Origin of the sequence: Streptomyces sp. Ru62 (genome assembly GCF_002920615.1) — a bacterium.
Taxonomy (GTDB): domain Bacteria; phylum Actinomycetota; class Actinomycetes; order Streptomycetales; family Streptomycetaceae; genus Streptomyces.
Map to the genome: position 1 here is coordinate 74,890 of NZ_PQSU01000017.1, position 12,223 is coordinate 87,112.

The 12,223-nt window shown below is 74.6% G+C and carries 13 protein-coding genes; 4 read left to right on the forward strand and 9 right to left on the reverse strand.

What is annotated here, in order from left to right; translation table 11 throughout:
* Positions 1–19: 19 nt before the first annotated feature.
* Complete coding sequence (locus C3492_RS23475; RefSeq protein WP_103813732.1) at positions 20–490, reverse strand: hypothetical protein; 471 nt, start codon at positions 488–490, stop codon at positions 20–22.
* Between the two features lie 124 nt (positions 491–614).
* Here C3492_RS23475 and C3492_RS23480 point away from each other — a divergent pair, with 124 nt between their 5' ends.
* The 3 genes from C3492_RS23480 (at position 615) to C3492_RS46675 (ending at position 3,633) form a co-directional block, all read left to right on the forward strand.
* Positions 615–1,298, forward strand: coding sequence for a metalloregulator ArsR/SmtB family transcription factor (locus C3492_RS23480; RefSeq protein ID WP_103813733.1), 684 nt, complete (start codon positions 615–617; stop codon positions 1,296–1,298).
* Between the two features lie 267 nt (positions 1,299–1,565).
* The gene (locus C3492_RS23485; protein WP_103813734.1) at positions 1,566–1,994 is read left to right on the forward strand and encodes a hypothetical protein; all 429 of its coding nucleotides are present in this window, start codon (positions 1,566–1,568) and stop codon (positions 1,992–1,994) included.
* A 58-nt stretch (positions 1,995–2,052) separates the two neighbouring features.
* Entirely contained in the window at positions 2,053–3,633 is a 1,581-nt protein-coding gene (locus tag C3492_RS46675) for a hypothetical protein (protein ID WP_103813735.1), read from the forward strand.
* A gap of 30 nt (positions 3,634–3,663) precedes the next feature.
* Here C3492_RS46675 and C3492_RS23495 read toward each other — a convergent pair whose 3' ends face one another.
* The 6 genes from C3492_RS23495 to C3492_RS23520 form a co-directional block, all read right to left on the reverse strand.
* Positions 3,664–5,151, reverse strand: coding sequence for a flotillin family protein (locus tag C3492_RS23495; protein WP_103813736.1), 1,488 nt, complete (start codon positions 5,149–5,151; stop codon positions 3,664–3,666).
* A 133-nt stretch (positions 5,152–5,284) separates the two neighbouring features.
* Positions 5,285–5,503: a hypothetical protein gene (locus C3492_RS23500; RefSeq protein ID WP_181140512.1), complete on the reverse strand. Its 219-nt coding sequence runs from the start codon at positions 5,501–5,503 to the stop codon at positions 5,285–5,287.
* 26 nt (positions 5,504–5,529) lie between these two features.
* Entirely contained in the window at positions 5,530–6,966 is a 1,437-nt protein-coding gene (locus C3492_RS23505; RefSeq protein ID WP_103813737.1) for an amidase, read from the reverse strand.
* A 163-nt stretch (positions 6,967–7,129) separates the two neighbouring features.
* Entirely contained in the window at positions 7,130–7,483 is a 354-nt protein-coding gene (locus tag C3492_RS23510; RefSeq protein WP_258055835.1) for a hypothetical protein, read from the reverse strand.
* Positions 7,480–8,442: an alpha/beta hydrolase gene (locus C3492_RS23515; protein WP_103813738.1), complete on the reverse strand. Its 963-nt coding sequence runs from the start codon at positions 8,440–8,442 to the stop codon at positions 7,480–7,482. Before C3492_RS23515 ends, C3492_RS23510 begins: the two co-directional genes overlap by 4 nt.
* 278 nt (positions 8,443–8,720) lie before the next feature.
* A complete protein-coding gene (locus C3492_RS23520) occupies positions 8,721–9,281 on the reverse strand; it encodes an NADPH-dependent FMN reductase (RefSeq protein ID WP_103813739.1) in 561 nt (186 codons plus the stop codon).
* Positions 9,282–9,380: 99 nt separating this feature from the next.
* On the opposite strand from C3492_RS23520, the gene C3492_RS23525 reads away from it, so the two are divergent.
* A complete protein-coding gene (locus C3492_RS23525; protein WP_181140513.1) occupies positions 9,381–10,061 on the forward strand; it encodes a TetR/AcrR family transcriptional regulator in 681 nt (226 codons plus the stop codon).
* Positions 10,062–10,246: 185 nt separating this feature from the next.
* On the opposite strand, the gene C3492_RS23530 is transcribed toward C3492_RS23525, so the two are convergent.
* Both C3492_RS23530 and C3492_RS23535 read right to left on the reverse strand, forming a co-directional pair.
* The gene (locus tag C3492_RS23530) at positions 10,247–11,413 is read right to left on the reverse strand and encodes an NAD(P)/FAD-dependent oxidoreductase (protein ID WP_103813740.1); all 1,167 of its coding nucleotides are present in this window, start codon (positions 11,411–11,413) and stop codon (positions 10,247–10,249) included.
* The gene (locus C3492_RS23535) at positions 11,410–12,114 is read right to left on the reverse strand and encodes a TetR/AcrR family transcriptional regulator (protein ID WP_103813933.1); all 705 of its coding nucleotides are present in this window, start codon (positions 12,112–12,114) and stop codon (positions 11,410–11,412) included. Before C3492_RS23535 ends, C3492_RS23530 begins: the two co-directional genes overlap by 4 nt.
* Positions 12,115–12,223: the final 109 nt, after the last annotated feature.

A 12,223-nucleotide genomic window follows, 5' to 3' on the forward strand; every position in this document is an offset into this window, starting at 1 on the left:
CGGCTCCCGAGCAGGTGGGTTACCGCGGGGTGGAGCCTGGGTGCCGGGCCGGTGCGGAACCGGGGCGCTGGAGCGGTGCCGTGCCCGTCGGGCGGGCGCCGATCCGCATGCCGGGGCGCCGTGTGTGCACCGTCAGATAGGTCAGCCCGGACTCGCCGGCGGTGATGCTGCGGGCGGCGCCGTGCGGCAGCCAGACGAGGGCGCCCTCGGTGAGCGCCTCCACCGCCTCCGAGGAGCCGTTGCCGAGCGTGCCGTGTCCGGCGACGACCAGGACCAGCACGTCCAGTTGCGCCTCGGTGTGGGCCGTGATCCGCCCGCCCGGAGCCAGCCGGACGACATTCGCGTCGAGCTGCCGACCGCTCTCCGCCAGCTTCCACAGCACCCCGGCCGGTGCCGGGGGCGCGTCGGCCAGCGCACGGGTGTCGCACAGCACGCGCGGGTCCGCCGGACGGCCTGCTGCTGCGGTGTCGGTCGCGGACGGCGACGTCATCTGGTGTTCCCCTCGGCTCTTCCGTGTCCCGGGCCACGGTATCCGACCACTCTATAATTAATACATGTACGATTCGTGAAAATGGGCCTGATGAGAGGCGCGGGTGGGAGAGGGGTGTCCGGACGTGACCACGCGGGAGAGCCCACGCCGCCGGGAGGTGCTGGAGGTGCTGCGCACCGCGTCCGCACCGCTCGGGGTCGCGGAGGCCGCCGAGCGGATGGGGCTCCATCCCAACACCGTGCGGTTCCACCTCGACGCCCTCGTGGCCGACGGCCTGGTGGAGCGCCGGGCCGTGGCGCCCACGGGACCGGGCCGGCCCCGCACCGTCTACTCCGTGCGCCCCGGCATGGACCGCGGTGGCCACCGCGACTACCGGTTGCTCGCCCGTATGCTGCTCAGCCGGTGGGCCGCCGCCGACCCGGCCGGGGCGCGGGCGGAGGCGATGGAGACGGGCCGGGCCTGGGGCCGCTTCCTGGTGGACCCCCTCCCGCCGTACGAGCCGGCGACGCCCGGGCGCTCGGTGGCCGCGTTGCTCGCCCTGCTGGACGGCCTGGGCTTCGCGCCGCAGCCGGACGCGGAAGACGGAGCGAGCGGCGAGTCCGGCCGGACGCCGGAGCGGATCCGCTTGCGGCACTGCCCCTTCCTCGAACTCGCCGAGGAACAAGGCGGGCTGGTCTGCCCGCTCCATCTGGGCCTGATGCAGGGAGCGTTGGCTGAGCTGGGTGCCCCACTGACGGCCACCGCGCTGGAACCGTTCGCCGAACCCGATTCCTGCGTGGCCCACTTGGCGGGGACCGCGCCCGGCTGAACAACCGTCCCGCGCGGGTCCACGCGGTCCGGGCGCCTCACTCACCGATCCCGCCGCGTCCCGGCGAGCCGTCGCACTGCCTGTTGGATCGGCAGCCACCGCACCGCTCGCCGGACCAGCAACCACCGTGCCGCGCGCCGAAAACGCAGCCGTCGCACCATCCGCCGCGTCGGCAGCCACCGCACCGCTCGCCGGACCAGCAGCCGTCGTACCGCCCACCCCGATCAACCCCGCCGCCCGACCCACGCCGGCGGAGAAGGGCCCCTCATGAACACCACCGCCGCCGCCACCGCCGGCGCGGTCACCTTCGTCTGGCTCGGCATGGTGCTGGCGATCTCCTTCCTTGAGGCGCCGCTGAAGTTCCGTGCGCCGGGCGTGACGATCCCCGTCGGTCTCGGTATCGGACGGCTGGTCTTCCGCGCGCTGAACGCCGTGGAGGCCGTCCTCGCGGTCGTCGTGGTCCTCGCCGTCGCGCTGGGCGAAGCCCCGGCCTCCGTCATCTCGCTGACCGCGGCGGTGGCGGCGCTCCTCCTCGTCCAGCTCGCCGTCGTCCGCCCCCTCCTCAACCGCAGGTCCGACCGGGTCCTCGCGGGAGAGGAACTGCCCCGCTCGCGCAGCCACCTGTGGTACGTGGCCCTGGAAGTCCTGAAGGCGGGCGCCCTGATCGCCCTCGGCGTCAGCCTGCTCACGGCGTGATCCCGTAGGGTCGGTGCGGGTGGCCGCGAGGCCGGGACGCGTACGGGGGACACGGAACATGCCGACACCCGAACAGATCTGGGCGGAAGCCGACCTGCCGGCCCGCCGACTGGCCGGACTCGCGCTCAACCCGGCGGTGCCGCAGGACATCCTGCTCCGGCTGCTCGCCGACGCCCCGCTCGCCGTACGCATGGTGCTGTGCCGCGACCGTGAGCTGCCGGACGCCGTCGTCGACGCCGTGGTCGCGCACCCCGACCCGCGCACCCGCGGCTTCCTCGCCGTCAGTCCGCACGCCGACCCCGCCCAACGCGCCCGCCTGGTCGACGATCCCCACTGGACCGTCCGCGCCCACCTCACCGAGGGCCCCCGGGTGCCCCTGCCGCACCGGCCGAGTCCGCTGCCCGACGACACCGTCGTACACATGATCACGACCTACGACGGTGAGGAGCCGCTGGGTTCGATCGGCTTCTGGCAGCAGATGTCGTGGGGGCTGATCGACTCCCTGCCCACGCATCCGGTCGCCGAGGTCCGCCGCTGGGGCGTCGGCCAGTGGGCGTCGCTGTCCGCCGAGCGGCGGGCCGCGCTGCTCGCGGACCCGGACGACGGCGTGCGCGAGCGGGCTCAGGCGCGGGCGCGGTGGGAGGACCCGGCGTGGGTGGAGAGCCAACTGCCCCCGAGGCCGTGTCACGCCCGCACCGACATCCTGCTCAACCGGGCCCTCAGCCCCGCCGTCGTCGCGGGCGTCCTCACCGCGCCGGCCCGCGAGGACGAGCGGGTGACGATCGCCCTCAACCCCACCCTCCCTGCCGACGCGGTGGCCCTGCTGGCCGCCGACCCTGACCCGGAGGTGCGGGAGCGGATCGCGGGCCGCGCCGACCTGCGGCCCGCCGCACGCCGCGCCCTCGTCTCCGACCCCGACCCGGACGTGCGCCGGGCCGTGGCCCGCCACCCGGACCTCGGCCCCGAGGAGCGCCGTACGCTCGCGGCCGACCCGGACCCGGAGGTCCGGCTCGCGGTGTCCGTCCACCCCGCGTTCAGTGAGGAGGAGCGCGCCCGCATCGACTACCGGGCGCCGCTGGACCGTCCGTTCTGCTTCCACCCGGCGCCCCGGGTGCCCCGCGATCCGGCCGACGTCCGCCGGGACGCCCTCTCCGGGCACCCGCTGCTGCGCAGAAGGGCCGCGCGGGAGCACACGCTGCCGGCCGGCCTGGTGGCCCACCTCGCGGAGGACGACGACCTCGGCGTCCGAGTCCTGCTCGCCCAGAACCACCCGGACGCCCCGGCGCCACTGCTGCTGCGCGCCTTCCTGGAGTACACCGGCCCGGAACGCGAACGCCTGCCCACCCTGCCGAACTTCCCGCGCACCGGCCTCGCCCGGTTCGCCGACCACGCCGACCCGCAGGTCCGCGCCCTGGTCGCACGGGATCCGGACACCGAGCCGGCCGCCGTCGAACGGCTCACCCATGACCCCGACCCCGCGGTCCGGGCGGCCCTGGCCCGCCACCCGAGCCTTCCGTCCCCCCGGCTCACCGAACTCCTCGCCGACCCCGAACTCGCCCACGCCGCCGGGGCGAACCCGGCCCTTCGCCCGGAGACGGTCGACCGGCTGGTGCGCACGCACGGCCGGGGCCCCTGGTGAGGGACCCCGGCCGCGCGCCGCACCCCTTTCTCAGCCCTCCTGCTCCACGGCCACCTTCTGCGGCACAGGCGCCACCACACCGTTGAGCGAGGGCGAACCGCCGTTCACCGGCTGCCCGTTGTCACCCATCGTGGCGAGCAGCTTGCGGGCGAGGCCCAGCCCCGTGCCGCCCATCGTGAGCGCCTTGGCGAACAACTCACCCATGCCGTCGGCGCCGTTGAGCAGCACCATGTTGTCGACGTTGCCGAACGCCGACGCCCCCGCCTGGACGATCTCCGGCCACTTCTCGGCGAGTTGCTGGGCCACGACCGCCTCCTGGTTCTCCGCGAGGGCCGCGGCCCGGGCCTTGATGGCCTCCGCCTCCGCCAGACCCTGGGCCCGGGTCGCCTCGGCCACCGCCAGGCCCTTCGCCTGCTGGGCGGCGGCCTCGGCCTCACCGGTGGCCCGGGTGGCGGCGGCGGTCGCCGCACCCCGGGTCTTGGTCGACTCGGCCTCGGCCGCGGCGGCGGCCTTCACCCGGGTCGCCTCGGCCGCCGCCGCCAGTTCCGTCTCCTTCGCCTTCGCCTGCGCCGCCGAGATCCGCGCGTCCCGCTCGGCCTCGGCCAGCGTCCGCTTCTCGTACGCCTTGGCGTCCGCCGGCTTGCGGACGTCCGCCTGGAGCTGCTGCTCCCGCCGGTGCGCCTCCAGTTCGGCGACCCGCGTCTCCTGCACGACGACCTCCTGCCGGGCCGCCGCCGCGGCGAGCGGACCGGCCTGCTGGGCCTTCGCCGCCGCCTTGTCCCGCTCCGCCTGGTAGCCGGCCTGGAGGATCTCGCTGTCCCGGGTGGCCTCCGCCATCCGCGCGAACGACTGCTGCTCGGCCTCCGTGGCCAGCCGGTTCGCCTCGGCCTGCGCGATCCGCGCGTCCCGCTGGACGGCCGCCGCGTGCGGCATCGCCAGGTTCTGGATGTACCCGGTCGGGTCCTCGATCTCGTGGATCTGCAGCGAGTCCACGATCAGACCGAGCTTCTCCATCTCCGTACCGCAGGCCGCCCGCGTCTGCCCGGTCAGCTTCTCCCGGTCGCGGATCATGTCCTCGACCGTCAACCCGCCCACGATCGACCGCAGATGACCGGCGAAGACGTTGTGCACCCGCTCCGACATCAGCTTCTGCTGGTCCAGGAAACGGCGGGCCGCGTTCGCGATCGACACGAAGTCGTCGCCGACCTTGAAGATGACCACGCCCCGCACCTTCAGCGGAATGCCCTGGTGCGTCACGCAGTCCACATGCAGCTCGGTCTCGTTCAGGTCCAGCGACAGCTTGCGCACCGCCTGCACACCGGGCAGCACCAGCGTGCCGCGCCCGGTGACGATGCGGAAGCCCATGCCCTCCTCCAGGCCCTCGGTGCGGTGCTTGGACCCGGAGATGATGAGCGCCTCGTTCGGCTCGGCGACCCGCCACATCATCTTGAACAGACCGATCAACACGAGGACGGCAACGACGACCGCCCCCGCAACGACGCCGACAACCATCGGCATACGCCCCCTTTGCATGGTGCCCTCTCGGCACCGAACGAAGGGAGTGTGCGCCCGCCGGGAGCCCGGGTGAAGACGCCGGGGAATCCTTGTTGCAATCTTGACGCACACCGCCCTCACCTGGGGCGACGCATGCTCAACTGTCGTAAGCCGCCGTCACGTACACCGTCCTCGGCGGCAGGTGCTCCACCACCATCACGACCGTCCCCGTCGCGATCCGGGCCGTGCCGTCGGCCGGATAGGCGAGGAAGTGCTCCGCGCCGCCGCGCACGCGCACGATCACCTCGCCGACCAGACCGGGCCCGACCGTCCCCGTCACCCGCCCCATCAGCCCGACCATCGACGCGTCGTCCATGGCCCCAGCGTACGGGCGGAACGCCGTCACGCGGCCGGAGTGCCGGCATCCGCGTCGGCGTCCGCGCCCTCCGGCGGCCACAGCTCGTGCCAGCGCAGCTCCGCCTCCAACTGCGCGGCCAGGGACACCAGGAGCGGCTCACTGTCGGCCGGGCCGAGCAGTTGCGCGCCCACCGGGAGTCCGGGGCCGGTGAACCCGGCGGGCACGTTCACCCCCGGCCAGCCGAGCACGTTCCACGGCCAGGCGTACGGGCAGGCGGCGATGATCGCCCGGTCCGTGGCCAGTCCGCCGAGCCGGGACAGGGCGCCGATCCGGGGCGGGGGCATGGCGGTGGTCGGGGCGAGGATCACGTCGTACGACTCGAAGAAGGCGCCGATCCGCCGGTGCAGCACCGCCTCGGCGCGCCGGGCCGCCCGGAGCGGGGTACCGGCGAGCAGCCGGCCGAGCCGGGCCGCGCCCCGGGTACGCGGATCGAGCAGCGCCGGATCCGGTGCCTCGCGGACCCGCTCGGCGATCCCCGCGGTGGCCCGGGGCACGAAGGCCAGCCCGATCTGCCCGTACGGCGGATCGGCCTGCTCCACGACATGCCCCAACCGCGCCAGCCGCTCGGCGAGTTCGACGACCCGGGAGCGGATCACCGGGTCCAGCCGGGCGCGTACGGCGGTGAACGGCGGCTTCAGCGACAGGGCGACGCGCAGCCGGCCCGGGTCGCGGCCGACCGCGTCCGCCACCGTCAGCGCGGGCGGCCGGTGCGGGTCCCGGTCGTGGTTGCCGCTCGCCGCGTCGAGCAGCGCCACCGCGTCGGCGACCGTACGGGCGAGGGTGCCGTTGACCGTGATGCCGTGGAAGGACTCGCCGCGCGGCCAGGTCGAGATACGGCCGCGCTGCGGCTTGATGCCGATCAGGTGGGTCCAGGAGGCCGGGATGCGTACCGAACCGGCGCCGTCGGAGCCGAGCGCGGCCGGGAGGAGCCCGGCGGCGACGGCGGCGGCCGAACCACCGGAGGACCCGCCGGGCGTGTGGTCGGTGTTCCACGGGTTGCGGGTCTCCCCGAAGGCCGGCCCCTCGGTGAACGGCCACTGCCCCAGCTCGCACGTGTTCGTCTTGCCGACGATCACCGCTCCGGCCGCGCGCAACCGCCGGACCGCCTCCCCGTCCGCGGCCACCGGCGGGAACTCACCCCGGCAGCCGAACGCGGTCGGCTCGCCCGCCACGTCCATGTCGTCCTTCACCGCCACCGGCACCCCGAGCAGCGGGCGCCGCACTCCGGCGGCCAACTCCCGGTCCGCGGCGTCCGCTTCGGCGAGCGCGGCCTCGGCGCGCACGATCCGGAAGCAGTTCAGCGTCGCCTGCGCGGCCTCGATCCGCGCCAGCGTCCGCTCCACCACCTCCCGCGAGGTCACCTCCCCCTCGGCGAGCGCACGCCGGGTCTCCACGAGTCCTGCGGCACGGTCGGGCGTCATGGACGAGTACCTCCGGGAGACTCCGGGCACGATGTCTACCGAACGGTAACGTCATGTAGGGGCGGGAGCGCGGTTTTCGGGCGGGTGTCTTGTGGCGGTGCGGGTCTCTTCCAGGGGATGGGGGATGTTCCCGGGGCGGGGGCGGCCAGTCCTGTCCGGCGGATCAAGGACGTACGGCCTGTCCGGCGGGCCAGGGACGTACGGGTCTGTTCTGCGGATCAGGGCGGATCCGGAGACGGCGGGCCGGTGGGTGGTCGGCGGGGACGACGCCGCTCGTCACCAGTGCCTCGCCCGTGTCGGCGAGCTCCCAGCGGGCCGGGTACACCCCTGCCGCGGACGGCCACTCGGCACGGACGACAGGACGGTTCAACAGGCGCTCGAACCAGTCGGCGCACCGCTCGGCCGGCTCCTCGACCGTGCCGGAGGCGCGGAAGGAGCCGCCCTCGGGTGGCTCGTGCAGGTGGCAGAGCGGCGTGTCGCGCCTGGATGTCGGGTGTGCCGCGCGGTGAGCGATCAACCCAGCAGTCGTCGCAGCCACCCCAGGCGGGCCGCGCGGGCCGTGCGGGACAGGGTCGCCTCCGGGGCGAGGGCGTCGAAGCCGTGGCAGCCGCCCGGCCAGACGTGGAGTTCGGCCTCGCCGCCGGCCTGCCAGATCCGGGACGCGTAGTCGACCACCTCGTCCCGGAAGGTCTCCGCGGAGCCCACGTCCAGGAACGCCGGGGGCAGGCCGGACAGGTCGGTCGCGCGGGCCGGGGCCGCGTACGGGGAGACCTCGGGTCCGCCGCGGCGGTCGCCGAGCAGGGCGGTCCAGGCCGTCTCGTTCGCGCTACGGTCCCACACGCCCAGGCCGGCCATCTGACGGCTGGAGATGCTGTCGTTGCGGTCGTCCAGCATCGGGCACATCAGCAGCTGGCCGAGGGGACGCGGGCCCCGCCGGTCCCGGGCCAGCAGGGCCAGCGCCGCGGTGAGACCGCCGCCCGCGCTGGCGCCCGCGACGACGACCCGGTCCGGGTCGCCGCCGATCTCCCGCGCGTGCTCCGCGGTCCACACCAGCCCGGCGTACACGTCCTCGATCGGCGCCGGGTGCGGATGCTCGGGCGCGAGGCGGTACTCCACCGACACCACGACCGCGCCCAGCTCACGCGCCCAGGCAAGCGGCTCGGTGACACCGGCCCGGTTGGTGCCGGCCACCAGGCCGCCGCCGTGCACGTGGTACAGCACCGGCAGCGGGGCCGGGACGGGAGCGGCCGTCGGCCGGCACAGGAGGAGGGAGACACCGGGGGCACCCTCCGGACCGGGCACCGTACGGTCCTCCGCCTCGAACGCGCCGTCCATGGTCACGTCGACCAGTTCGAGGGCCGCGCTGCGCCGGGCGGCCTCGACGTCGGCCGGTGTCAACCCGGGCTCGATCACGCCCCGGAACGACTCCAGTACGGCGGCGAGTTCGGCATCGAACGGCGGGGGGACCAGGGACATGGCTCCTCCTGCTCCTTCCGTGAGTCGTCCGGCGGCCGGCCACGACGTACGCCGTCGTGACCGGTCATGAGCGGTCGTGACCGATCATGAGCCGTCTACCCCTTGTGGTCCGGAGCACGACCCGCCGGGGCCGGGAGCAGCCGGCGAAACCTGCGGTGGCGGTCATCCGTGCCGGCCAACCCCCATGTCGACGACACGGGTGAGGGCCGGAGCCGTGGCGGCTCCGGCCCTCACCGGGAACGCGGGACGCCGGTCCCGACGGGGAACGGCGGTACGACTCAGGCGGCGGCAGCGCCGACGTTGCCGTGCAGACGGGCGACGACCTCGGTCAGCTGGGCGGCGACCTCGGCGTCGTCGACCGGGTGGGTCTCGGCGAAGCGGGTCACCGAGCCGGGGATGGACAGCTTGATGTCCTCGATCACCTTGCCGCCGGCGATGCCGACGGCCTTGCGGGCCTCGTCCTGCGCCCACACGCCGCCGTACTGGCCGAAGGCGGTGCCGACCACGGCGACGGGCTTGCCACCGAAGGCGCCGGCGCCGTAGGGGCGGGACAGCCAGTCGATGGCGTTCTTCAGCACGGCCGGGATGGTGCCGTTGTACTCGGGGGAGAAGAGCAGGAAGGCGTCCGCGGCCTGGGCGGCGGCGCGCAGCTTGGCGGCGGCGGCCGGGACGTTGCCCTCGACGTCGATGTCCTCGTTGTAGAACGGGATCTCGGCCAGGCCCTCGTACAGCTCGACCTCGGCGCCCTCCGGCGCGAGCTTCACGGCCGCCTCGGCGAGCTGGCGGTTGTGCGAACCGGCGCGAAGGCTGCCGACGAGCGCGAGGATGCGAACAGACATGGGAACTCCAAGGGGCTGAAACATCGCTGTCACGATCCGGACCGGGGTCCGTTTAAGTTTGTACCACCCTAACCGGACCGCGGTCCAGTTTTGTTCCCGATGCTTTACGCTGTCGACATGTCCAGCGCTCTGCCGCCCTTCCCGAAGCCCGAGGAGCCCGTCGACACGCCCCGGTTGCTGGAGGTCGGCCCGGCTTCCGCGGAGCCGTTCCTGCGTGCCGACGCCGCCCGCAACCGGGCCAGGCTGCTGGAGGCCGCCGCTCGGCTGATCGCGGAGCACGGGGTGGCCGGGGTCACCATGGAGGCGGTGGCGGCGGCGGCCAACGTGGGCAAGGGCACGGTCTTCCGCCGCTTCGGCGACCGCACCGGGCTGCTGATGGCCCTGCTCGACCACTCGGCCAGGCAACTCCAGGCCGACTTCCTGAGCGGGCCCCCGCCACTGGGGCCCGGCTCGCCGCCCCTGGAGCGGTTGCGGGCGTTCGGCGTGGCGGTGCTGTACCGCACGGCGGAGCAACTGGACCTCCAGCTGGCCGCCCAGCCGGAGCCGACCCGCCGGTTCGCGCACCCCGCCGTCGGGTCGCTGCACATGCACGCCACGATGCTGCTCCGCCAGATCGTCCCGGACGCCGACTGCGACCTGCTGGCTCACACCCTCCTGGCCTCACTGGACCCCGCGCTGATCCACTACCTGACCCGGCAGTGCGGCATGCCGATGGAGCGCCTGGAATCCGGCTGGCTCGACCTGGTCGCCCGGGTGACCGGCACGGAGGCGCTGCGCTAGCCAGGGCCGAGCGGGCCGCGCCGGACCGTCCCGGCGGGCCGGACCCCCGCGAAGCCGATGGGGCGGCGTGGACCCGCACCGAGCCGTTGGGGCCGGGCGGCCTGGTACGGAACCTCCGCACGGCACGCCGTCGCCGTGTCCGCCGGCGCCGAGGCCCGGCTGCCCGAACGAGCCCAGACGCCCTGTCAGTCCCCTCGGCCGGTGAACATGTTCACCAACCCCTGCGGCGCGTCCGTGCGGAACAGCAGGGACTGGCTGTGGGCGGAGTCCGTCGCGGAGGCCTCGGCGCGGGGGAACATCCGGGACTCGTAGGCGGCCAGCGCGGCCTCCGTGTCCCCGGGGTGCGCGGCCAGGGCGAGGCCCAGGTCGGCGCCGTCGATCAGGGCCAGGTTGGCGCCCTCGCCCGCGAACGGCGACATCAGGTGGGCCGCGTCGCCGAGCAGGGTCACCCCGGGCACCCGCTCCCAGCGGTGCCCGGCCGGCAGGGCGTGGATGCGGCGGGGCACCAGCGCGCCGTCCGCGTCCCCGACCAGCGCCCGCAGGCTCTCGTCCCAGCCGTCGAACTCCTTCAGCACGGCCGCCTTCGCCGCTTCGGTGTCGGTGAAGTCGATGCCGTCCAGCCAGTCCTCCGGCGCCACCACGGCGGCGTACACGTGCAGGCTGCCGTCGGTCTCGCGGTGGGCGAGGAAGCCGCGGCCGGGCCCGAGCGCGAAGAGCATGCCGCCGCCGACCACCTCCGCGCTCACGGGGTGCCGCGCATCCGCCTCCCACAGGTCCGCCTCCACGAACGACACACCGGTGTACGCCGGCCGGGCCGCGGACACCAGCGGGCGCACGCGCGACCAGGCGCCGTCCGCGCCGACCAGCACGTCGGTGGTGAACTCGGTGCCGTCCGCGAGCGTCACCCGGTGCCGGCCGCCGTCCAGCGGGCGCGCGCCGGTGACCTTGGCGCCCCAGCGGACCGTGCCGGCGGGCAGGGAGCCGAGCAGGAGTGCGCGCAGGTCGCCCCGGTCTGTCTCGGGCCGGCCGCCGGTGCCGTCGTCGGGCTCCGCCAGCCGGACGGCGCCGTACCGGTCGAGGACCCGCACGGCCTGGCCGCCGGAGTGCACCCGGGTCAGGAACTCCTCGTGCAGGCCGGCGGCCCGCAGCGCCGCCTGGCCGGTGTCGTCGTGGATGTCGAGCATGCCGCCCTGGATCCGGGCGTCCGCCGACGCGTCCAGGTCGAACAGCGCGGCCTCGATGCCGTGCACGTGCAGCACCCGCGCGAGCGTGAGCCCGCCGAGACCCGCGCCGACGACGGCGACGGGGTGGTGGGGGAGGTGGCGGAGGTGCGGGAGGGAACCGGTGGTCACGTGGCCTCCTGGCCTTCGGTCGGTACGTCGGTCGGTGCGGGGGTCGGTACGGCGGTCCGCTCGATGCCGTTGATCAGCGTCTGGAAGGCCCACGACAGGCGGGCCTCGGGTGTGCCGGACAGCAGCGCGTCGGCGCCGGCCGCGATGTGCGGATGGGTGGCCGCGGGCACCTCGCGCAGGGCCCGGGCCGCCGCCTGCCAGTCGCCCTGGGGCTCCTCCCCGGCGTGCTCGGCGGCGGTCGCCGTGGCGTGCTGGAGCAGCAGGTCCACGCCCCAGGCCGCCTGGGCGAGGGGCACCCCGCCCGCCTGGAGCAGCTCCAGCAGGGTCTCGACCAGGCGCAGGTAGTGCGGGCCGCTCGGCCGGGCGGTCAGCGCCGAACGAGCCAGGGTCGGGTGCTCCAGGAGCATCGCGGTGTAGTCGGTGAGCACCCGCTCCAGCCGTTCCCGCCAGCCCCCCTCGGCCGGAGCCGGGCCGATCGTGCCGAGCAGTTCGTCCAGGACGGCCGCGTGCAGTTCGTCGGTGTTTCGGACGTACACGTAGAGCGAGGCGGGGCCCGTGTCGAGTTCCTGCGCGAGTCGTCGCATCGTCACCTTGCGGAGCCCTTCCGCCCGCAGGATCGCGACGGCGGCGGCGATGATGCCCGCCCGGGTGAGGGCGGGCTTGGCGGGACGCTCCCGGCGGGAGCGGGGGGCAGCGTTCATGCCCCTCACCGTAACGAACATGTTCGTCGCGAACAAGTTCGTCACGAACATGTTCGCCGCCGCGGTGCGAGGACGTCCTCTTTGTCAAACGATGAACCACCTTGCCCCG